The organism is Pseudomonas sp. SA233 (assembly GCF_054792385.1).
On the sequence record NZ_CP096449.1, the window covers coordinates 3,579,671 to 3,601,427 of the forward strand.

The 21,757-nt window shown below is 60.0% G+C and carries 24 protein-coding genes and 1 pseudogene; 17 read left to right on the forward strand and 8 right to left on the reverse strand.

Annotated features, from left to right (window positions below; translation table 11 throughout):
• Nucleotides 1-81: 81 nt before the first annotated feature.
• Nucleotides 82-432, forward strand: coding sequence for a response regulator (locus M1D87_RS16470; protein WP_123084533.1), 351 nt, complete (start codon nt 82-84; stop codon nt 430-432).
• Between the two features lie 121 nt (nt 433-553).
• On the opposite strand, the gene cobF is transcribed toward M1D87_RS16470, so the two are convergent.
• A complete protein-coding gene (gene cobF, locus M1D87_RS16475) occupies nt 554-1,303 on the reverse strand; it encodes a precorrin-6A synthase (deacetylating) (RefSeq protein WP_123084532.1) in 750 nt (249 codons plus the stop codon).
• A gap of 67 nt (nt 1,304-1,370) precedes the next feature.
• Entirely contained in the window at nt 1,371-2,660 is a 1,290-nt protein-coding gene (locus M1D87_RS16480; protein WP_039613930.1) for an OprD family porin, read from the reverse strand.
• Nucleotides 2,661-3,021: 361 nt separating this feature from the next.
• On the opposite strand from M1D87_RS16480, the gene M1D87_RS16485 reads away from it, so the two are divergent.
• The 3 genes from M1D87_RS16485 to M1D87_RS16495 all read left to right on the forward strand — a co-directional run bounded on the left by M1D87_RS16485 (nt 3,022) and on the right by M1D87_RS16495 (nt 4,474).
• Nucleotides 3,022-3,381, forward strand: coding sequence for a histone-like nucleoid-structuring protein, MvaT/MvaU family (locus M1D87_RS16485; protein WP_015270810.1), 360 nt, complete (start codon nt 3,022-3,024; stop codon nt 3,379-3,381).
• Nucleotides 3,382-3,606: 225 nt separating this feature from the next.
• Nucleotides 3,607-4,134 carry a lactoylglutathione lyase gene (gene gloA / locus M1D87_RS16490; protein ID WP_123084531.1) on the forward strand — a complete coding sequence of 176 codons (528 nt, stop codon included), beginning with the start codon at nt 3,607-3,609 and terminating at the stop codon, nt 4,132-4,134.
• Between the two features lie 97 nt (nt 4,135-4,231).
• Entirely contained in the window at nt 4,232-4,474 is a 243-nt protein-coding gene (locus M1D87_RS16495) for a hypothetical protein (RefSeq protein WP_023660829.1), read from the forward strand.
• Between the two features lie 127 nt (nt 4,475-4,601).
• Here M1D87_RS16495 and M1D87_RS16500 read toward each other — a convergent pair whose 3' ends face one another.
• Nucleotides 4,602-5,423: a shikimate 5-dehydrogenase gene (locus tag M1D87_RS16500; RefSeq protein WP_061304033.1), complete on the reverse strand. Its 822-nt coding sequence runs from the start codon at nt 5,421-5,423 to the stop codon at nt 4,602-4,604.
• Between the two features lie 162 nt (nt 5,424-5,585).
• Here M1D87_RS16500 and M1D87_RS16505 point away from each other — a divergent pair, with 162 nt between their 5' ends.
• Nucleotides 5,586-5,930, forward strand: coding sequence for a hypothetical protein (locus M1D87_RS16505; RefSeq protein ID WP_039613931.1), 345 nt, complete (start codon nt 5,586-5,588; stop codon nt 5,928-5,930).
• A gap of 94 nt (nt 5,931-6,024) precedes the next feature.
• A complete protein-coding gene (locus M1D87_RS16510; RefSeq protein WP_014590513.1) occupies nt 6,025-6,207 on the forward strand; it encodes a hypothetical protein in 183 nt (60 codons plus the stop codon).
• 73 nt (nt 6,208-6,280) lie between these two features.
• On the opposite strand, the gene M1D87_RS16515 is transcribed toward M1D87_RS16510, so the two are convergent.
• Together M1D87_RS16515 and M1D87_RS16520 are read right to left on the reverse strand one after the other, a co-directional pair.
• Nucleotides 6,281-6,766 (reverse strand): glycoside hydrolase family 24 protein, encoded by a 486-nt coding sequence (locus M1D87_RS16515; protein ID WP_123084530.1) that lies wholly within the window; start codon nt 6,764-6,766, stop codon nt 6,281-6,283.
• 64 nt (nt 6,767-6,830) lie between these two features.
• Nucleotides 6,831-7,196 (reverse strand): hypothetical protein, encoded by a 366-nt coding sequence (locus tag M1D87_RS16520; protein WP_013973123.1) that lies wholly within the window; start codon nt 7,194-7,196, stop codon nt 6,831-6,833.
• Nucleotides 7,197-7,358: 162 nt separating this feature from the next.
• Between M1D87_RS16520 and M1D87_RS16525 the strand changes: the two genes are divergently transcribed.
• Entirely contained in the window at nt 7,359-8,183 is an 825-nt protein-coding gene (locus M1D87_RS16525) for a S24 family peptidase (protein ID WP_123084543.1), read from the forward strand.
• A gap of 302 nt (nt 8,184-8,485) precedes the next feature.
• On the opposite strand, the gene M1D87_RS16530 is transcribed toward M1D87_RS16525, so the two are convergent.
• Entirely contained in the window at nt 8,486-8,809 is a 324-nt protein-coding gene (locus M1D87_RS16530; protein WP_061551720.1) for a DUF1654 domain-containing protein, read from the reverse strand.
• Between the two features lie 236 nt (nt 8,810-9,045).
• On the opposite strand from M1D87_RS16530, the gene M1D87_RS16535 reads away from it, so the two are divergent.
• The 3 genes from M1D87_RS16535 (at nt 9,046) to M1D87_RS16545 (ending at nt 12,137) form a co-directional block, all read left to right on the forward strand.
• On the forward strand, nt 9,046-9,720 hold the full coding sequence (locus M1D87_RS16535; protein WP_123084529.1) for a polysaccharide lyase family 7 protein: 675 nt from the start codon (nt 9,046-9,048) through the stop codon (nt 9,718-9,720).
• A 166-nt stretch (nt 9,721-9,886) separates the two neighbouring features.
• Complete coding sequence (locus M1D87_RS16540) at nt 9,887-11,017, forward strand: sensor histidine kinase (protein WP_061305516.1); 1,131 nt, start codon at nt 9,887-9,889, stop codon at nt 11,015-11,017.
• Between the two features lie 196 nt (nt 11,018-11,213).
• Nucleotides 11,214-12,137, forward strand: coding sequence for a LysR substrate-binding domain-containing protein (locus M1D87_RS16545; protein ID WP_123084528.1), 924 nt, complete (start codon nt 11,214-11,216; stop codon nt 12,135-12,137).
• Between the two features lie 37 nt (nt 12,138-12,174).
• Here M1D87_RS16545 and M1D87_RS16550 read toward each other — a convergent pair whose 3' ends face one another.
• Both M1D87_RS16550 and M1D87_RS16555 read right to left on the reverse strand, forming a co-directional pair.
• The gene (locus M1D87_RS16550; protein ID WP_183596601.1) at nt 12,175-13,485 is read right to left on the reverse strand and encodes an OprD family porin; all 1,311 of its coding nucleotides are present in this window, start codon (nt 13,483-13,485) and stop codon (nt 12,175-12,177) included.
• Between the two features lie 112 nt (nt 13,486-13,597).
• Nucleotides 13,598-15,307: a thiamine pyrophosphate-binding protein gene (locus M1D87_RS16555; protein ID WP_221177154.1), complete on the reverse strand. Its 1,710-nt coding sequence runs from the start codon at nt 15,305-15,307 to the stop codon at nt 13,598-13,600.
• Nucleotides 15,308-15,584: 277 nt separating this feature from the next.
• Here M1D87_RS16555 and M1D87_RS16560 point away from each other — a divergent pair, with 277 nt between their 5' ends.
• The 7 genes and pseudogenes from M1D87_RS16560 (at nt 15,585) to pbpG (ending at nt 21,647) form a co-directional block, all read left to right on the forward strand.
• Nucleotides 15,585-16,283 (forward strand): aspartate/glutamate racemase family protein, encoded by a 699-nt coding sequence (locus tag M1D87_RS16560; protein WP_061305787.1) that lies wholly within the window; start codon nt 15,585-15,587, stop codon nt 16,281-16,283.
• A gap of 34 nt (nt 16,284-16,317) precedes the next feature.
• A complete protein-coding gene (locus M1D87_RS16565) occupies nt 16,318-17,565 on the forward strand; it encodes an NAD(P)/FAD-dependent oxidoreductase (RefSeq protein WP_123084526.1) in 1,248 nt (415 codons plus the stop codon).
• A 162-nt stretch (nt 17,566-17,727) separates the two neighbouring features.
• Nucleotides 17,728-18,567 (forward strand): transporter substrate-binding domain-containing protein, encoded by an 840-nt coding sequence (locus M1D87_RS16570; RefSeq protein WP_221177153.1) that lies wholly within the window; start codon nt 17,728-17,730, stop codon nt 18,565-18,567.
• A gap of 5 nt (nt 18,568-18,572) precedes the next feature.
• A complete protein-coding gene (locus M1D87_RS16575; protein WP_123084524.1) occupies nt 18,573-19,247 on the forward strand; it encodes an amino acid ABC transporter permease in 675 nt (224 codons plus the stop codon).
• 2 nt (nt 19,248-19,249) lie between these two features.
• Nucleotides 19,250-20,023 (forward strand): amino acid ABC transporter ATP-binding protein, encoded by a 774-nt coding sequence (locus M1D87_RS16580; RefSeq protein ID WP_123084523.1) that lies wholly within the window; start codon nt 19,250-19,252, stop codon nt 20,021-20,023.
• A 332-nt stretch (nt 20,024-20,355) separates the two neighbouring features.
• Nucleotides 20,356-20,589 (forward strand): annotated as a pseudogene (locus M1D87_RS16585) (hypothetical protein); the annotation flags it as partial.
• A 131-nt stretch (nt 20,590-20,720) separates the two neighbouring features.
• Nucleotides 20,721-21,647 (forward strand): D-alanyl-D-alanine endopeptidase, encoded by a 927-nt coding sequence (gene pbpG / locus M1D87_RS16590; RefSeq protein WP_023662495.1) that lies wholly within the window; start codon nt 20,721-20,723, stop codon nt 21,645-21,647.
• Nucleotides 21,648-21,757: the final 110 nt, after the last annotated feature.

The window sequence follows — 21,757 nt, forward strand, 5'->3', positions numbered from 1 at the left end:
TGCAGTGCCCGGTATCCTCGGGAACTTCTGCTGCCATCTGGAGCACAGATTAAAGACATTCATTAGCACAGGATCCGAACCATGCACCTTCTGGTAGTCGAAGACGACGACATCGTACGCATGCTGATGGTCGAAGTGCTCGACGAACTGGGCTACACGGTCATCGAGGCGGACAGTGCCGGCGCGGCGCTGCGCATTATCGAGGACCCGGGCCAGGAGTTGGCGCTGATGCTGACCGACGTGGGGTTGCCAGACATGGGTGGCGAAGAGCTGGCCGACAAGGCGCGCGACCTGCGGCCGCTGTTGCCGGTGCTGTTCGCCAGTGGTTATGCCGAGAACGTCAATGTACCGGAGGGCATGCATCTGATCGGCAAGCCGTTCAGCATCGACCAGTTGCGCGACAAGGTACAGGCCATTCTGGGTAACCCTTGAAATCGGTGTCGCCTGGTTCGCGGGCTTGCCCGCTCCCACAGGGTCAGCACAAGTTTGAGTGCAGTGGAATACCTGTGGCAGCGGGCTAGCCCGCGAAGAGGCCGGCACAGGCTGTAGCTGACTACAGCTCCCTGCGCAACAGGTAGCTATCCATGATCCACCCCTTGCGCGCCCGCTCCCGCTCACGCACCTCCAGTATCTGTGCCTTCACCGTTTGCAACGGCCCGGCAATCAGCACCTCATCCGCAGTCCCCAGGTACGCGCCCCAGTAAATCATCAACGCCGGATCATCGAGCCGGGCAAACGCGCACTGCCCGTCGAGCATCACCAGCACATTGTCGATCTGCCCCTGCCCGGCCAGGCGCCGCCCTGGCAATACGGTCAACGGCTCACCGATGCGGTTGAGCGGCACCTGATGGCGCGCTGCCAACGCCTGCACGCTGCTGATGCCCGGAATGACCTGCAGGCGCAGCGCCACACCACGCTCGCGGACCAGGCCAAGGATGCGCAGGGTGCTGTCGTACAGCGTCGGCTCGCCCCACAGCAGAAAGGCGCCGGTTTCGCCCTCGCCTATCTCCTGTTCGATCAGTTGGGCATACAGCGCCGCACGCTGCCGGTGCCAGTCCTGCACCGCGCCCAGGTAGTCATCGGCCTGGCCATCGCGTGCAGGGTCGGCCACCTGCACCAGGCGGTAGCCGCCCTCGGGCCGGTAGCGTTGCAGGATGGCCTTGCGCAGGTGCAGCAGTTCGTCCTTGTCGCCGCCTTTGTCGAGCACGAAGAACACACTGGCCTGGCGCAGTGCATCGACCGCCTCGTAGGTGACCTGGCGCGGGTCACCCGGGCCGATGCCGATCAACAACAGGTCTTTCATTGCCCTGCCCTTTGCGGGAACCAGCAGCCATTGTCAGGTGGCTGCCGGTATTTGGCAAAGCGCCCCGTCAGAAGATGGAGAAGTTGTAGCTGACGATGACCCGTGTCTCGTCCATGTCACGCGCCCATTTTTCATAATTGCTGCGGTAAGTGGAATTACGCAGGCGCACGCTTACGTCCTTGAACGTGCCACTTTGCACCTGGTACTTGAACTCGGTGTCGCGTTCCCATTCTTTGCCTTCGGCCGTACTGCCCGGCACCTTGATATTGTCACCGTTGATGTAACGGGTGAAGAAGGTCAGGCCAGGCACGCCCAGGGCCTTGAAGTCATAGTCATAACGCACCTGCCAGGAACGCTCCTGGGCGGCGGCGAAGTCGTTGACCTGGGCATAGTTGACCAGGTACGGGTTGCTGCCATCCAGGTATGGCATGGCACTGTCGCCATACATGCGCTGCCAACCGGCACTGAGCTTGTGGCCACCCAGGCTGTAGCCGAGCATGCCGCTGAACGCGCGATGGTCTATTTCGCCGGCGCGGGCATTGCCGATGTCATCACTCTTGATCAAGCGCAGGTCTGCCGACAGGCTGCCCACCGCCAATGGCTGGCTGGCGACCAGGCCGAGGAAGTGCTGGCGGTAGATGTTCTCCAGCTTGGCCACCTGGTACTGGGCGCTGAAGCGTTCGTTGAAACGGTAATCGACACCAGCCAGGTCAAAGTGATCAGCCTCGATATCGCAGGCATAGCGCTTGTTCTTGCAATGCACGCGAATGTCCTGGCGGTCGGTGGAATCCCGTGCGGTGTACTTGTCCAGGCGGGCCAGGGTGAACTTCAGGTCGCGCACTTCTTCGGAAGTGAGCATGGCGCCATGGAACATGGTCGGCAGCAGGCGGCCATCGTTGTACTTGAGCAACGGTACATCCGGCATCATCGAACCGTACTTGAGCACGGTACTGGAAACCTTGACCTTGGCCGCCAGGCCCATCTTCGCGTACTGGTCGGCCGAGTGGCGCGGGTCGTGTCCGGAAGACGGCAACAGGCCGCTGTTACTGTCCGCCGGGCTGGAGTCAAGTTTGAAGCCGAACATGCCCAGCGCATCCACGCCAAAACCTACCGGGCCCTGGGTATAACCCGACTGCACATTGAGGATGAAACCTTGTGCCCATTCTTCGCGTTTGGACGCACCCTGGCTGGAACTGCTGTGGCCGTCACGAAAATCCCGGTTGAAATAGACATTGCGTGCTTCGACCTTTGCACTGCTGTCTTCAAGAAAACCGGCGGCCTGGGCATTGACGCCGGCACACAACAGGAACAAGCCGGCAACACGACGCCCGGGGGCGAGGGGGAAAGGGGCAAACATGGGAGAAAACATCCAGAATCAAGGCGAGTAAACAACCTGTGGCACGTGCTGGCCACGGTACTGCGAGGGGGCCGAACAATAGCCGGCCATCATCTGAAATGATCGCGCGAAGGCTCTGGCACGGGCCATTGGACCATGGTCTAAGCGCGCCACAAGACAACCGTGGAAAAACCGGACAATACCGCGCGCAAAACTAGGAAAGTTCCCTGCTTACTTACAAAAAGTTTGCAGTTTACCCAGTACCCATGAATGACTACACTCGATATCAGCGAACAGCGGAACCCACCCGCGTGGCCGGCGTTTTTATTCTTCTTCAATGTTCGTCACGCCCTGCCACGACCGACGTACAGGAGTGATTACAGTGTCCAGACTTGCAGAGTTTCGTGCTGCCGAAAAAGCGCTCCAGGAACAGATGGCGCAACTGGAAGCGTTGAAAAAGGATGCCGGCCTCAAACGCGAAATCGAATTCGAGCAGAAACTAGTCGGCCTGATGAAAAGCTACGACAAGAGCCTGCGCGATATCATCGCCATCCTCGACCCGAAGGCAGTGGCCCGGGTTTCCAGTGCAGCACCCAAGCAACAGCGCCGCGCGCGCGTGGTGAAGGTTTACACCAACCCGCATACCGGCGAGCGAATCGAGACCAAAGGCGGCAACCACCGTGGGCTCAAGGCCTGGAAAGAGCAATACGGCGCCGCCACGGTAGAAAGCTGGGTACGCTGATGAAACGTCCACACGCACTTCACACTTTTTTCACAAGGGCTGGCTCAGTATCGAGACAGCTAAAGGACTAGCGACCCCATCACGCGCCCGCACATGCGGGCCTCTAATTCCAGCGCCCTGCCTTGTGCAGGGCGCTTTCATTTGCGCAATTGGCACACTGCCGTATCATGGCCAGCCTGTCTGTTTTGCCGGTGCCCTGCGCCCGGCCCCGTCTCAGGAGTTCCCATGAGCCTGCACGATCTGCAAACCCTGCCTGGCGTCACCGCCCAACCGGATGCCGCCACCGCCCAGTTCGTTTTCAACCACACCATGCTGCGGGTAAAGGACATCGAAAAGTCCCTGGACTTCTACACCCGCGTGCTGGGTTTCCGCCTGGTAGACAAGCGCGACTTCCCCGAAGCTGCCTTCAGCCTGTACTTCCTGGCCTTGGTCGACCCGGCGCAGATCCCGGCCGATGACAACGAACGCCACCAGTGGATGAAGTCTATTCCGGGCGTGCTGGAACTGACCCACAACCACGGCACCGAAAACGATGCCGAGTTCGCCTACCACAACGGCAACACCGAACCGCGCGGCTTTGGCCACATCTGCGTCTCGGTACCGGACGTACGCGAAGCCTGCGCACGCTTCGAGGCACTGGGTGTACCGTTCCAGAAACGCCTGCAGGACGGGCGCATGAACCACCTGGCCTTCATCAAGGACCCGGACGGTTACTGGGTCGAAGTCATCCAGCCGACCGAACTCAAAGGCTGAGCACTCATCGCTGCTCGCTCGTCGGGCCGGGAACTCCCGGCCCTTTGCTGTGGTATATGAAGGTAACTGCTTCACATGCCACAGCGAGGTAAGGACGATGCAATCTCTTCACTGTGAATATCGCAAGCACACCATCACCGCCAGCGTGATGCCCCACCCCGATTCCCCCCTGCCCTACGCCGCCGGGTGCCTGATTACCGACCCCGAAGGGCACACCAGCAGGCGCATGTCGATGCCGATGAAGTTCTTCTCCGACCTCGAGAACGCACAGCATGTGTCGCTGGCCCATGGCCGGGCGCTGGTCGACCAGCAGCTGGATGAAGGGCACAAGGTGTTCTGACCTTGTCAATGCTTGTGCCGGCCTCTTCGCGGGTAAACCCGCTCCCACAGGGGTAGCGCCGTTGCTACATGCGTGCGCTATTCCTGTGGGAGCGGGCAAGCTTGCGAAAGGGCCGGCACAGGAATAATCAGATATCCCGGGCGTACGCCACCGCCGCCTCCACCTGCGCCAGGGTGGGTCGCACCCCGGTGTAAAGCACGAACTGCTCCAGCGCCTGCAGCGCAATCACCTCCAGCCCGGTGATCACCGGCTTATCCAACGCCCGCGCTCGGCGGATCAACGGAGTGCTCTCCGGCATCGCCACAACATCGAACACCCGCGCCGCCGCGGCGATGGCGTTCTCGGAAAACGCCAGCTCCTCGGCCTCGGGCCCGCCCGCCATGCCGATCGGTGTCACGTTCACCAGCATGGGTGGGCACAGGTCGCCCAGCTCCGGCACCCAGCGATAACCACACACATCCGCCAGCTGCCGCCCCGCCTGCTCGTTGCGCGCAACGATGATGCCTTCGGCGAACCCGGCATCGCGCAAGGCACTGGCTACCGCCTTGGCCATGCCGCCACTGCCGCGCAGGGCAAACGCCGTGGACGGGTCGACCTTGTGCTGCGCCAGCAATTGGCGCACGGCCAGGTAATCGGTGTTGTAGGCCTTCAGGTGGCCATTGGTATTGACCAGGGTATTGACCGACTCGATGGCCGCAGCCGATGGGTCGATCTCGTCGACCAGGGCCATGCAGGCTTCCTTGTACGGCATCGATACCCCGCAACCGCGGATACCCAAAGCGCGAATGCCCGCCACCGCCGCCGGCAGGTCATCGGTGCGCATGGCCTTGTAGTAGAAGTCCAGGCCCAGCTGCTGGTAAAGGTGGTTGTGGAACCGTACACCGAAGGTGCCGGGGCGGCCGGCCAGGGAGATGCACAGCACGGTGTCTCTGCTTGGAGTTGCCGACATAACCTGCTCCTTTGTCATAACTGAAACGTTTGTTCAGCGTAACAGAGGTAACCGCTGGTCGTCCCTTACACAACCTTTACCGTTCCCCCGTGCTCAGCTGACGAAGAGTGGAGTCATAGTAATAGGACCCCACACTTGGGGTGTCCTTGCGAGGGTTTCTTCATGAACCGTCACATTCCCGGAGTCGCCCTGCTGGTCGGTGCCCTGGCCATCAGCGCACCCGCTGTCGCCCACGGCGGCCATGGCCATGGCGGTTGGTATGGCCCCGGCCCGCTGCTGGGTGCGGCCGTGGTTGGCGCCGTGGTCGGGGCGACGGTTTATGGCGGGCGTGACCGTACCGTGTACGTCGAGCGCCAGCCGGTCTACTACGGGCCGCCACCCGTGTACGTGCAACCACCGCCACCGCCGGTGTACTACCAGCCGTACTACGTGCCAGCACCACCGCCCCCGGGCTACCGCACCTACTACGGCCCGCCACCGGTGTATTACGGCCCGCCGCGCTGGTAAATGTTGATGGAACCAATGACCACTATCGAGGAAGTTAATTTCAAACCGCATCGGCTGCTGCGTAAGGTAGGGCCATGTTTTACAGGAGGTCCACATGGCCACTATCCAGATCATGTCCGTCGTCGGCAGTGCCGTCCCCGCTTCGCTGCGTGAGCAGGGCCTGCTCGCATGCTGGTACCTGGTGCGCAACGGCGAAGCCGTAAGCGGCCCGATGCCGACCCGCGCCTCGGCCCAGGCCTTGGTCGAACAGTTGCAACCAGGCACCTTGGTCGCCTGACCCGTATTTGTTGTGCGTTGCTCCCTACGCCCTTCTGGCCCGCCTACCTGGCGGGTCTTTTTTTGCCTGGGCGTTACGCCTGCACCTCCCCGCCGCAGGCAATGAACATTGCCAACAACGCGGCCAACTGGTGCTCACGCTGACCGTAGCCCGCGCCAGGCAAGCTGGCCCAGATAGGCGCGGCCTTGGCGATCGCCTGGGCAATGCGGCCAGCCTTGATCAGCGCCAAGGCACCGCGTTCGCTCAGCAACTTGATTGCCGCGAGGTCCTGGGCCTCAGGGGTAAAGCGGCCATTGAAGCCATAGGTGCTCACGATGGCATCCCAGGTACCGGCCAGAATCTGGTACCGCCCAGCCGCAGAACTGTAGATGCCGTAGCTGGGCAACCACACCCTCTGCTTCGGGTGCCCGCTGTAGTCGTTGAACAGTTGGCCGCCGACCAGGACGTTGTAGCCATCGTCGCTGGCAGCGATGGTCGAGGTACCCTCGGACCAGGCCAGCATGTCCAGGAATGCGAGCACGTTCGCGCCGCCGACAGCGGCAGAATCCAACCGAGCCATGTTGTCTCCATGCAGAAGAAGCCCATACGCATGGGCGTGAACAGAATTTGTCTTGCGGGCCGCCTCACTCACCCTGCTTCCCGCGCAGGCGGGCGACGCCCTCGCCCTGGACGGTGACCTGCCGGGGTGGATGGCCACCTCGACTGGTCAGCGCTTCGATCTTGCCTTCCAGGCGCCCTACAGTGATCACCAGTTCATTGCGTTCCTTTGCAAACTGATCGGCCCTGGCCTGCGCTTCCCTTCGGGCATCACGCTCGATATCGAGCAACTCGTTCAGGCGCCGGACCACGCCAATATCAGCGTTGTCCATGGCACGGTCAGCCGCATCCCTGGACAGCCACTTGCGCAGCCAGAGGAATGCGCCCAGCAACACGGTGCCTGTTCCGCCCAGCCAGGTGATGGTGCCTGGGCCGAGGTCAGTCGGATCCATGAAAACCTCATTACCAATGGTGATGTCGTAAGCCTTGGAGAACAGCTTCTCGGTGGCTTTCCTTGCTTGCATGATCAATTTAGCCTACAGCTAATCTCATGACAAGGAAATTTAGCTATGAGCATATTTAGCAGCAAGCTAAACACTGGCATGCTTCGCCCCATGGACATCTACGAAATTCGCAAGCACAACCTGGTCAAGCTGATCGGCAGCCAGAGAAAGGGATCCTGCGCGGAGCGCTGGGGGATGGCGCCCGCGCACCTGAGCCAGATCCTTTCGGACAAGACAGCGAAGAACCTGGGCGATGACGTGGCCCGCAGGATCGAGGGCATCGAAGGCTTGCCGCGGGGGTGGTTCGACGCGATGGCAGCGGGCGACCAGGCGCAGTCGCCGGCCGAGGCTGGCGACAGCAAGCTTTCCGCAGCCGACCTGGTCAAGCAGATGCTTGCCAGAAGCGGCAGAGGCATCCCCGAAGAAACCCGGCAAAGGCTGCTGGCAGCCGCCGAGGAGCCGGCAGATTCGACACTGGTGGCCGCTGAACCTGCTCGGCCAGGCCTGGTGGGCGACGAAGTGTGGATTGCCCACTACGACGTCCGCGCAGCCATGGGTGGCGGGCAGATCCCCCACGACTACCCCGAGATGTTCAAGGATGTTCGCGTCAGCCCAAGCCACCTGCGCGAGCTGGGCGTGGAGTTCAGCGAGCACCACCACCTGAAGATGGTGACCGGTTGGGGCCAGTCGATGGAGCCGACCATCAAGCACCGCGACCCGCTGATCGTGGACGTCAGTATTCGCGAGTTCGTCGGTGACGGAATCTACTTCTTCTCCTGGGGCGACCACATCTATATCAAGCGATTGCAGATTGCGGACGAAGACCACTTCGAGATGATTTCCGACAACTCGCGGCACAAGGACCGCATGATTCGCCGGGAAGAGACCTACATCCAGGCCAGGGTGCTGCTGGTGTGGAATGCGCACCTTGTGTAAAGCGAAGCCCACCACCCCGGCGTAATGCTGTCCCTTCGCGGGCAAGCCCGCTCCCACAGCCAAGCGGTACGCGTACCCTGTGGGAGCGGCTTTAGCCGCGAAGAATCCAACGCGGTGCATGGCACCGGCTTCGCCGGTGTTCGCGGCTAAAGCCGCTCCCACAGAACCCCTGCTAATTCAATGAGTTATGTGCAGTTCTGTGGGAGCGGGCTTGCCCGCGAAGGGCTGCAAGGCAGCCCCATCGATGCCACATCAGACTCGAGTGAACAGTATTACGTTACCCCGCAGGCTCTTTCTGACATTCAGAAAGGTGCCGCCTCCTCGGCCTGCTGCTCGCTGTCCTGCTCGACGATAAAGTCGTCGCGCTCCTCCACGCTGCTGCGCTCCCAGCGCACCGTCACGCTCTCGTCGTCGTTGAAGGTCAGTTCCAACTCGGGCGTCTCGGCCAGCAGGCCCATCACCTCCTCCCACTCGGCATCACCGTCGGTATCCAGGCGATGCACCGTCACCCAGCGCTGCGTCTGCGCGAGCGGGTGGTTGATCATCGCTGACACGCGCAAGCTCAGCCGCTCCATTCCGGTCATTTCCTGGCGCTGATGGGGCGTCGACTTCATGTGCTTAGACATATTCTTATCCTGACAGCTGTATATTCGTACAGTATTCAAGGGAAGCTTATCTCACCGCCAAATCAAGCGTAAAGCCCCGCTGCGGAAAATTTTCGCCAACAGGTAATTTGTCGCCCGGCGAAATAATTTTAGCCATAAGCTATTGACGGTGATTTAGCGCAAGGCTAATTTTCACTCCAGCAGCCGCCACCGTGCTGCTGCGGCACCAACCGACATTTCCATTCAGGAGTTCCCCCATGAGCGTAGATATCAGCAACCTCACCATCGCCGTTCCGGTAGCCGAATCGTCGATCAGCACCGTAGCGGTCGAACTCACCGGCAGCGAAGCGATTGCCCTGTACCCGAACTACGTGACAGTGCTCAGCGATGGTTCGGTCCAGTTGTCTGCCCCCACCAAAGGCGCTTCGAGCAAAAGCACCCGCAGGACCCGCTGCGAGTGGTCGGAGCCGGAATACTGGAGCCTGGGCGGCGCCTTGGATCACTGGAATCGCCAGGAAATGACACTGACAAAGGTCAACTGGGCGCAGAAGGTGGTCATCGCGCAGATGCACGTCTACGGGGACGACAGCCCGCCCGTGAAGGTGTTCTGGAAAAAGGGCGACATCACCCTGGGGTTTCGGCGGACCTACAACCAGGCGGATCCTGTGAATTCGACGGTGCTCAAGGGGGTACCGCTGGGGGCGAAGTTCGAGGTGAGCATCCACGCTACCTCGGCGGGCGTGATCAACGTTACCGCCAGGTACAACGGGATGACCGGATCGTCCGGCGATCTGCAGTTCGACAGCACCTGGGCTTCGCAGTTATTCGAGTTCCACGGCGGGGTGTACAACCAGGTGGACTACTCCGACACGACGCCCGCCGATGACGGCTCGATCTGCATCATCAGCGACCTCTCGCTGATCCATACCTGAACCCAGGCACCCGGCGAGACATCCCGATGCCCCTGCATCCAAGCACAGGTTGCATCGGGATCGCCCTGCATTTAGCGTTCAGCTCGAATGGCTGCCGCCCAAACTTCCTGATTCCCGGATGAACTAAGCTGTTCGGGTCTCTTTTTTCCAGACAGGGTTAGGCCCCATGAGACTGTTCGATTTCATTGATAGCAGTATGGAACCCATTCTCCAGGCTTGGGAAAACTACGCCCGCTCGGTTGAAACAGAGCTGCCGAAGCAGGACTCCTCCGGCTTGCGCGATCATGCCGAAAAGATGCTCCGCACCGTGGCCACAGACATGAGAACGCCTCAGAGCAGGCAACAACAGTCCGAGAAGGCACAAGGCAGAGGCCCCAGGAGTTCAAGCGAAACCGCAGCGCAGACCCACGCGGTTGCTCGCTTGATAGCTGGGTTCTCGATGGACCAGATGGTGTCCGAATACCGGGCATTGCGCGCAAGCGTTCTGTCACTCTGGCTTACCCAGGAGTCGTTCGCAGACGCGCATCATGTTCAGGACATGATCCGGTTCAATGAAGCGATTGACCAGGCGCTCGCAGAGTCGATCGCTGCCTACGGAACGGCAGTCGAGGCGACCCGGAAAATGGTGCTAGCCGTGCTCGGTCATGATTTGCGTTCGCCCTTGGGCGCGATACTCATGGCTGGCGGGATGATCCAGCGGCAGGCCGGTCTGGATGAAAAGGGAAAGTTACTTGCGACCCAGGTTTGTGCCAGTGCACATCGGGCAAATGTCATGATCAACGATCTGCTGGATCTGGCCCGCTGCAATCTGGGGACTGGTATTCCAGTGGATTTGCGGAAAATGGATTTGAATCCAATCTGCAAGGCTGTCATTGACGAACTGCGCACGGCGTTCCCGCACGCGCGGATCATCCTGGATGAGCAGGCGCACATCACGGGCCAATTCGACCCTGACCGCATCTCTCAGGTTTTCTCCAACCTGATAGGCAATGCCCTGCGCCATGGCGATGCAACGGCCCCGATCAAGGTCACGCTGGCCAAGGTGGATGGTGTTCCACGGGTCAGCATTCAGAATTCCGGAGAACCTATTCCACCCGACGTGATGCCCTACATCTTCAAGCCGGAAGGGAGATACTCGAGCTATTCATCCGGAGAGCGAGGCTCAGCAGCGGGGCTTGGCCTTGGCCTGTTCATCGCATCGGAGATCGTGGCGAACCACGGTGGCAGAATTGAGGTGGAGTCGACTGAAGAGGAAGGGACGACCTTCGAGGTTGTTCTGCTGTCTTCGGCAGAGTGATGATGGGTACAGGACAGGTACCGGATTAAATTTCGTTCACGTTGCGCCCAAGGCTAACAGGCGATCGAGGCCCCCCACCTTCCTGCACCTTGGTAACAACTTTGCATGAAAGACCGTACTTAATTTGGCAAGTTATGGGTATCCTCTCTACTCAAGTACGCCTGTCCACGACAACTGAGCTGTAAAGGTGCCATTCATGCGCCGTTTTCTACCTTCCCTGTCTGCCCTGCAAGCATTTGAAGCAGCAGCACGCCACCTGAGTTTCACCCGTGCAGCCGAAGACCTGCAAATCACCCAAAGCGGTGTCAGCCGGCAAATTTCCAACCTCGAACGACAATTGGGTGTCGAGCTTTTCCAACGCGCCGGATCCCGCCTAATCTTGACCGACGCAGGCAGGACATACTTGCGCGATGTCGACCAGATGCTCAACCAGTTGGAGGAAGTGACCATCGACCTCGTTCGGGGGCGCAAGGCTGACCTCTCACTGATGGTCGGGGGCAATCCAACGTTTCTGTCTCGTTGGCTGATACCCCGCCTTGAAGGCTTTTTTCACTTGGCTCCTGGGGTGCCAATTGACGTCTTCCCCATCTCTGATGAAATTGACTTCCAGACCAGTGCTATCGACATCGCCATTGCCCGAGGTGCCGGCGCCTGGGCCGGTGCCCGTGCCCTTGAACTGTTTGCCGAAGAATTGGTGGTCGTGGCGGCTCCCCGGCTGATCCCCTTGCACGAAAAGCTGGACCATCTGGACTTCTGCAGTATCCCTACCCTGCAAAATTCCAGCAGGCCTAGCCTTTGGTTGCAGTGGCTCAGGGCCTCGGGGGTTGCACATACCGGCCAGATCCAGGGCGCCAGATTCTCGCAAAGTGAAATGCTAATCAGTGCAGCAGTTGCCGGGTTGGGCCTGGCGGTGGTGCCCATACACTACGTGCGAAAGGAACTGGAGCAAGGTGAGTTGCACTTGCCATTCGGGGCACCAGCACGTTCAAGCGATTCGTACTGGGTTGTCAGCCCCGAGCGCAAGCAGCACAAGAAGCACGCACTGGACTTTCGCGACTGGCTGATCCAGCAGGCGCGCAAGGATACGTCCTTCATGCAGGCCTTGATGCGCGAGGCGTAATGAACGAAGGGTGCCAGGCACCCTTCGCTGGCTGCACTCAGAAAATCTTCAGCGGATACGAGGTAATCACGCGCAGCTCGTTCAGGTCGCTCAGTGCATTGGCACTCGAACCACGGGCGGTGGCATAACGCACTTGCATCGACAGCCCCTTGGCAGTGCCGCTCTGCACCACATACTTCAGGTCGATGTCGCGCTCCCAATGCTTCACATCATCGCCATAGCGGTTGGCGTAGAAGCTATTGGCCTTGGTGCCATCGATATCCCAGCCCCGCACGTAACGCGCCATCAGGCTCAAGCCCGGAATACCCTGTGCCGCAAAGTCATAGTCATAGCGCAGTTGTGCCGACTTTTCGTTGGGCCCGTTGAAGTCCGAATACTGCACCGAGTTCGCCAACCACAGGCGGCCATATTGGCCAGGGGTGCCCTGGTGGTCGAACGCCTCGTCACCCTGTACTTGCTGGAACGCCAGACCAATGCGGTGAGCACCAAATTTAAGCCCGCTGGCCAGGCTCCAGGTGGTGTTGGAAATTGACCCGGCTTTTTCGGCACCACTGCTCAGGGTTCGGTACAGGTTGAACGTGGTGTCCCAGGCCAGGCCGTTACCGATTGGCGTGGCGTAGGTGGCCCCCACATAGTACTGGTGCCAGATGTCTTCGAGCTCGGATCCGTATGCAAGCAACGAAAGCTCATTCATCGGTTTGTAAACGATGCCGGCATAGCGCGCCGAGCGGGCATCGATGCTGGCGTTGCTGTTAGTGAAGGTCAGACCGATTGCGCTGTCATGGTCCTGGTCCACCCGTGAACTGCCGCTGGTAAAATAGCCTGCGTCCAGCAACACCTGCTTGACTTCGTTGCTCTGCAAAGAAAAGCCGGTGTAGCTCTGGGGCAGCAAACGGCTGTCCGAATAGTTGAAGACCGGGTTGTCAGGTTGCTGGCTGCCGTATTTCAGCACCGTGTTGGAAATTCGCATCTTGACCACCGGGTTGAAACGCTGCTGGAACGCCTGCGGATGCCCGTCGCTGCCCACCGGCATCAACCCGGAACCAACCCGTCCCGGGCCACCATCGAGGTTTTGCGCCAGATACTCCTGCAAGTCGACCCCAAAACCGACGGTGCCGGTGGTGTAGCCGGAGCGGTAGTTCAGTATCAACGCATGGGCCCACTCCTCTGCATAGTTCTGCGTGCCGGCAGGCCGGTTGACGAAGTTGCGATGGAAGTAGAAGTTGCGGTAGAGGGCGTCGAGGGTCGAATCTTCGACGAAGCCCTTGGCCTGTGATTGTGCAGATGGCTCGGCCTGGGCCAGCCAGGGAAGCAGCGCCAGCACGGTGACTGCATAAGTAGTTTTCATTCGGGTTCCCGACCTGTGGGTTGGCAGATGTGTGAAGGAATGCCTGGTTATTGTTGGTTTTGACTCAAGGTCGGCCGGGCCTGGTCTGCGCCAGGCCCGCCGGATAACAGGCTCAGCCCATCCAGGCACTGACTGGGGCCTGTGTTTCGTGGAGTTCCCTGACGCGGACCTCCACCAGGCTCGGGCCATTGAAGTGCAGGGCTTGTTCGATCGCGGCTTGAACGTCATCGTCCTCGCCAACGCTCCAGGCCCGAATGCCGTGGGCCTCGGCAATGCGCGCGCTGTTGGAGGGGCTGAAATCCACGGAGAAGTAGCGCTCACCGTAGCTGGCGAACTGACCAGCCTTGATCCAGCCGTAGTTGCTGTTACTAAGGACGATGAGGGTGACCGGGATGCCCAGGCGGCTGATGGTTTCCAGCTCGCTGGACGAGAAGCCGAAACTGCCATCGCCCATGATGGCCACGCATTTCTGCCCAGGGCGCGCGAAGTAGGCCCCGACTACGCCCGGCAAGGAGAAGCCCAGGCCACCGTGGAAGCGGTTGTAGACAATGTTGTTCCCTGCCACTTCGGTATCCAGGTAGGCCGACAGGAATGGGGTGGGCGTGCCAGGGTCGATCACCAGCACGGCGTCGTCCGGCAATGTGGCCTTCAACGCCCGAACCACGATTTCCGGCTCGACCTTGTCGGTTGCGGAGCGAATCGCTCGCTCCAAGGCGGCCTTGCGCGCAGCCTTCACCGTTGCCACGGCATCGAGCAGGTCATCGCGCTGAACCTGATCGCCTCGCAAGGCCTCTTCCAGCAACTGGCCAAGGATGGTGCGGGCATCGCCCATCAGCGGGAAGCGGGTTTCGTAGTTGCTGCCTATGACATGGGCGTCGATGTCGATGTGGCCAATGACTTTTTCGCCGATTTGCGGATTGCACCACTTCTCCGTAACCACCGAACCTGCGCGGGTGCCGATGAACACCACCAGGTCACAGCCGGCCATGAAAGCGCGGGCCTCAGGGGTCGAGCCATTGGTGCCGGCCACGCCGACAGCATAGGGGTTGCGGTCCGATACGGCCCCCTGGCCACTGATCGAGGTGGCAATGGCAACTCCCAAGTGGGCACTGACCTTCTCCAGCACCTCACAGGCATCAGCCAGGACAACGCCGCCACCGCAGACGAACACGGGGCGCCGGGCACTGCGCAGGGCCTCGACGGTGTCGCGCACAGTCTGCGGGTCTGCGCCGGGGCGCACGGCCGGGAAGTGGTTGAACTGGGCATAGGCATAGACCTCGCGCGCGTCCAGCTCACCCTTCATCACATCGTAAGGCACGGCGATGTGTGCGGCGCCCGGCGCGCCACTGGTCATTTCCAGAAAGGCCGTGCGCAATACCTTGGGCAGTCGTGCCGGGGTTTCGATCACCGCGTTCCACTTGGTAACCGGCTTGAACAACGCCTTCATGTCCAGCTCGGTCAGCACGAACTTGTCACGCCCGGCCACCGGGATGTCCGAGTTGATACCCAGCACACACACGGATGAACCGTTGGCCTCGGCAATCCCTGGCAGCATATAGGTCGCGCCGGCACCACTGGGCCCTTCACAAACACCTACTTTGCCGGTCAACTTGGCATAAACATACGCCATGTAACTGGCACAGCGCTCATCCCTGGCCAGCACATGGGTAATACCATGATCCAACCGATAGAGGGCATCATAAAACGGCAGGCTGGTATCGCCGGTAACGCCAAATATGTGTTTAACCCCTTGCAGTTGCAACATGCGCACCAACGCATCGCCGCCACTCATGGTTGCATTCGGGGCACTTTTTTCCGTCATGAAAGAGGGTCCTCGCTAAATACGGGCATGCCTCGGGGAGAATACCGAGACATAGGCAAGTGAATGACGAAAACATTACGCAGCAATAAAAGTTGGCAAACAAGCGGATAAAAGTTGTGCGTCGCTGACTTTTCCTCATGCCGGCGACGCCCTGACTAAAAGTAATGACCAAGCAACTTATACTCGCTTGCCCTGCCCCACAGCGTTCGCCAAGATGCTGAAAAGCGTTGCTCGGACCGCGCCCAGCCCGTCCGGCGAATCATTCAAGGAGTCGTGTGTGTCGAAGCCAGCATACAAACTCGGCGTACTCATGCTGAATACCCGTTTTCCGCGGCCCCTAGGCGATATCGGGCACCCGGACTCGTTCACCGTTCCGGTTGAATTCCTGACGGTCCCATCTGCCACGCCCGGCACGGTGGTCAGCCGCGAGACCATCGCCCCGCACGTCGTTCAATGCTTCATCGAGGGGGCACAAAGACTCATCGAGCGGGGATGCAATGTGATCACCACCTCCTGCGGCTTCGCCTGCGCAATTCATGAGGAGCTGGAACAGGCTATTGCCGTGCCGTTTGTGTCCTCCGCACTCAACTTGATTCCGACATTGGCCAAACAATATGGCCGGCATACAACCCTGCCCGTGATCACTTATGATGGGCGTATATTATCCAAACAGCATTTCGGCCGATTCTGGTCAAACAATGTCGTTATTCAAGGCATTGAAGGGGGGCAAGAGTTATACCCCGTCATCAAGAATGATCGCCCAGCATTGAATACGCAATTGGCCGAGGACGATGTACTGAACAGTGTCGCCACTGTGCTCGACACCTACCCATCGAGCAAGGCCATCGTATTCGAATGCACCAACTTGCCACCTTATCGTAAAGCGGTGGAAAAACGCTTCGGCCTGCCGGTGTACGACATTTTCTCCGCGCTGGCCAGCGTGATGCCCGACATGCAGTTGCATAACGCACGCTGAACGCGCCCTGTACCTTGCCCATCTGGAATCTGATATGAACGTTATGGTCTTGGGCGCCGGCATCGTCGGTGCCTGTACAGCGATCGAGCTTCTTAAAAGCGGAGCCCGAGTCACCCTCATCGATGCCGGTACACCCGGTGCAGAACAGGCCGCCAGCCATGGCAACGGCGCCTGGCTGAGCCCTGCCTCCATCGTGCCGATGTCCACACCTGGGCTATGGAAAAAAGTACCAGGCTACCTGATGGACAAAAGCGGCCCACTGACCATCAGGCTGTCATCCTTGCCCGGCCTGGCCCCCTGGCTGTGGCGCTTTACCCGCGCCGGCTCGACCCTGTCCAAGGTGGAGCAGACCGCCAGATCGCTCAACCGGCTGCTGCGCGACGCGCCCGACCGGCATGCGGCGCTGGCCCGCGAAGCGGGGCTTGATCACCTGATATGCCGCAACGGCCTGCTGTATGTGTACCCGGACAAAGCGGCATTCGACGCCGAGAGCCTGGCCTGGCGGCTACGCCGTATCAACGGCGTGCGCTGGCAGGAATGGGACCAGCAGAGGATCCAGGAAAAAGTGCCGCAACTGGCAGGGAAATATCGCTTTGGCGCATGGGTCGAGGATGGCGCACACTGCCTGAACCCTGGCGACTACGTGCGCGGCCTGGTCGAACACGCCATCAGCCTGGGTGCCGACTTCATCAGTGGCAGCGTGAGCCATATCGACGCCAAGGGGCAGCTGACAGTCGCTGGCGGTACGCTGTCGGCAGACAACATTGTGATTGCCTGCGGTATCGGCTCGGGCGAGTTGTGCAAAATGCTCGGCGATGACATACCAATGCGCAGTGAGCGCGGCTACAACATCGTGATCAAGGATCCCGGTTTCGAGCTACCGATACCGGTCATGCCCAGTGACGGCCGCATGGCCAACACCTCGACCAATGCCGGGCTGCGCTTTTCCGGCCAGGTCGAGCTGGCCGATGAGGCGGCGGCGCCCGACTGGCGACGCAGCGACATCCTGTTGCAGCACGCGGCCACGACTTATTCCGCCATCCAGGACACGGTGTTCGACCCGGCGCGGATGACACGTTGGATGGGCAGGCGCCCCTCGGTAGCCGATGGGCTCCCGGTGATCTCCAGGTCCCGCGCGTCAGCGCATATTTTCTACGCATTCGGCCACGGCCACATTGGCCTTGCATCGGCGCCGAAAACCGCGCAGTTGCTGGTGGCGCTGATGATGGGCAAGGCTGACAGTGCAGGCTGCGACGATTACGCTGTCGAACGATTCTATTGAGCGCCCCGTGCAGGCGCATGCGCCACCGGAAACAACGTTTGTCATCAACGGGCACCCAGAGAAAACGAAACGTTCGCAGGGAGCGAAGTCACAACAACAGAGGGTGCGATAACCCTGTAACTGCCTCGAAAATAAATCATCCAAACAACCGAGGGTCAGCAAATGAAGCTTCAATTCCAATCTTTCAGTGCGATGCTGGGCGCCGCCTTGATCCTGTTTGGCAGCGCCAGTCCGGCCTTTGCCGAAACCGAAACGTCTCTGGCCCGCGTGGAGCGGACCAAGACCTTGAGAGTCGGCACGGTCAATGGCGCCATCCCCTACTTCAACAAGAACCTGGTCACGGGCGAGTGGTCAGGCTTCGGGCCGGATTTCGCCAAGAACCTCGCTGACGAGATGGGCGTGAAGGTCCAGTACGTCGAAACCACCTGGGGCAATGCCGTACTGGACCTGCAGGCCAACAAGATCGACGTCATGTTCGGCATGGCCGCAACCCCCGCGCGCCGGGAAATGGTCAACTTCTCGAACCCTATCTTCCAGAACACCTACACCATGGTGTGCAAGAAAGGTTACCCGGAGAAAACCTGGGAGCAGTTCAATGCGCCCGACGCCAAGATTTCCGTCGATGTCGGCTCGTCCATGGACAACTTCGTGACCAGCATGCTGCCCAAGGCCAGCATCTCGCGACTGGAGAGCACCAGTGCGGCCACCATGGCGCTGCAGTCCGGGCGGGTGGACTGCCAGGTACTGGTGGTGCTGCTGGCACAACCACTGCTGAAAAAAGTCCCTGACATCGGCACCATCCAGGTGCCAGAACCCGTGTTGGCGGCCCCCGTCACCATCGGCATGCAGAAGGAAACCGATACCGGATTCACCGACGTGGTGAACCGCTGGCTGGCAAAAGAACAGAAAAGCGGCGACGTCAGGCAGGTGGTGCTTGCCAACATGCAGAAACTGGCAGGTGTCGCGCCTGAGTCCTTCCCCGCTTCGGTCAAGTTCGAGTAATCGTCATGCCTTCGTATATCTGGGATTTCACCTTCCTCTCCACCTACAGCTCGCTGTTGCTGACAGGGATCGGCTACACCCTGCTCTTCACCCTGATCTGCGTTGTCCTGGGCATGCTGATCGGTGTATTGACCGCTCTACCACGCCTATCCAACAGCCTCTGGGTGTGCGCCCCGTTCCGGGCTTACGTGGAAGTCTTCCGCTGCACGCCGGTGCTGGTTCAGCTGGTGTGGTTCTACTATGCACTGCCGGTACTGACCGGCATCCAGATCTCGGCCACGACGGCCGCCATCTTGTGCCTGTCGCTCTACGGTGGCGCGTTCTACTCCGAGATTTTCCGCGGTGGCATCATCTCGGTGGATGACGGGCAGACCGAGGCGGCCAAGGCCCTGGGCATGCGGCGTGGTCAGGTCATGCGGCGGGTGGTGCTGCCGCAGGCACTCAAACGGATGGTACCGCCATTGGTCAACCAGTCGATCATGCAACTGAAGAACACCTCGTTGCTGTCGGTTCTGGCGCTGCCCGACCTGCTGTATCAGGGGCAGATCATTGCCCACGACTCTTACCGCCCGCTTGAGATCTACTCTGCGATCGCCGTCATCTACTTCATCATCCTTCTTCCGGCCACCATGCTGTCCAAGCGCCTTGAAACCCGCTTGACCCGCACTGCAGGAGCTTGAACATGACTTCGCCGATCATCAGCATCAATAACCTGAAGAAATCCTTTGGCCAGCTGTCGGTGCTCAAGGATGTGTCCCTGGAGGTCAACAAGGCGGAAGTCGTCGCGCTCCTGGGGCCATCCGGCTCCGGGAAGTCCACCCTGCTTCGCTGCCTGAACCTGCTCACCGTACCGGATGGCGGCTCGATCCAGATCAACGACAACACCATGACCTTTACCAACGGCAAACACTCGAAGTTGCCCAAGGACAAAGCGCTTGCACAGTTCCGTGCCAATACCGGCATGGTCTTTCAGCAGTTCAACCTATTCCCGCACATGAGCGTTCTGCAGAACGTCATGGAAGGGCCCGTGACCGTCAAGAAGATGCCCAAGGCGCAAGCCGAGGCCCTGGCCTTGAAACTGCTGGGCAAAGTCGGCCTGGCCGACCGCGCGGATTATTACCCGGACATGCTGTCGGGCGGCCAGAAGCAACGGGTTGCGATCGCCCGGGCGCTCGCCATGGAGCCGACAGTTATGCTGTTCGACGAAGCCACGTCCGCGCTGGACCCTGAACTGGTGGGCGAAGTACTGGGCGTCATGAAATCCCTCGCCAGCGAGGGCATGACCATGATTCTCGTCACCCATGAAATTGCCTTTGCCCGGGAAGTGGCAGACAAAGTCGTTTTCATGAGAGATGGCGTTGTGGTGGAAGCTGGGCCACCCTCGATCGTCATCGACAACCCCAAGTGTGATGCCACTCGTAGCTTCCTCAGCCACTTTTACGGTAACAACGCTTGATCCTTGAAGCATTCACTTGATCCTGGAAGCGCTTGCATTGGGGTGCTGTTCCACCGTGTTCCGCCCCCAATGAGTGTCCCCCCTGAGCTTTCAGAGACCGCCCTCCTCTCGCAAAAATCTCTGCCACTCAACGAATAGAAATTTCTCATCATCCGCGCACTCTTCAGTTGACGACGGCATGCTACCGCACTGCTACTGATTCTCAGGCTGCCATTCGTGCACTACTCAAGCAGTGCACGAATGGTAAGGAGCGCGGCTAAATCGCTGGCGACATAAAGCAATAGTTTAAGCAGTACCGTTCCGCTTGGAACCTGCCCCAAGGCAAGATGAAGCTGCGCCGACAGACTGTGGAACATGCTTTTGGCACGCCCAAATGCTGGATCGGAAGTACCCACTTTTTGGCCAAAACCCTGCCCAACGTACGCACCGAGGTGAGCCTTCATGTGCTTGCTTACAATCTCAAACGAATGATGACCTATGCAAAATGGCTGAATTCCGCCAACGACTGGGCCGAACTGGCGAAGCTGGAAGCGAACGTAACTGGTACAGAATTGGTACAGGATTAAATTTCGTTCACGTTGCGCCCTTTAGTCATAAGGCATTCGACAGCAAATCAGCCATACTCCAGAATGCAGCGGTTTTTTGGGGGAAAACCCTTGCACAGCCAACGACATACCAACTTTTAGTGAGCCTCAACGTGAAAACATCCCTGTCCATCCTCAGCCTGCTGCTGTTGCTCACAGGTACTGCGACCCTTCCGTCGACCGCTGCTGCACAACCCCCGGCCCAGGTTCAACGTGACCCATCCAAGCTGCACCTCGCCTCGGGCAGCGCCCTGCTGATCGACCTGAACACCAACCAGGAGCTGTATTCGAGCCATGCCGACCGCGTGGTGCCGATTGCCTCGGTGACCAAACTGATGACGGCGATGGTAGTGCTGGATGCCAAGCAGCCCATGGATGAGATGCTCACCATGACCATTGCCAACAACCCGGAAATGAAAGGCGTGTATTCGCGTGTGCGCCTAGGCAGCCAGCTCGACCGCCGCGAAACCTTGCTGATTACCCTGATGTCATCGGAAAACCGTGCGGCCAACACCCTCGCCAACCATTACCCTGGCGGCTACCCGGCGTTCATCAAGGCGATGAACGCCAAGGCCCGCAGCCTGGGCATGGCGCACACCCGCTACGTCGAGCCAACGGGCCTGTCGACGCAGAACGTGTCCACGGCCCGTGACCTGGCCAAGCTGCTGATGGCGTCGCGCAAGTACCCGATGCTGAGCGAGCTGTCGACCACCCGCGAGAAGACCGTGGCCTTCCGCAAGCCCAACTACACCCTGGGCTTCCGCAACACCGACCACCTGGTGAACAAGAGCAACTGGGACATCAAGCTGACCAAGACCGGCTTCACCAATGAAGCCGGGCACTGCCTGGTGCTGCTGACCCGCATGGACAACCGCCCGGTGGCCATGGTGATCCTCGACGCCTTTGGCAAGTACACCCACTTCGCCGATGCCAGCCGCATGCGTCAGTGGCTGGAAACCGGTGCTGCCAAGCCGGCGCCGGCGGTGGCCATGCAGTACAAGGCAGAGCGGCAGAACAAGGGGCGCCTGGCGGCCGAATGACCGAAGCCGGAATGATGGGGCCTGCACCGGCCCTATCGCCGGCAAGCCAGCTCCCACAGTGACAGCACCAGGCCTGCGAGAGCAACTGCCCTGCGCGGTCCATGTGGGAG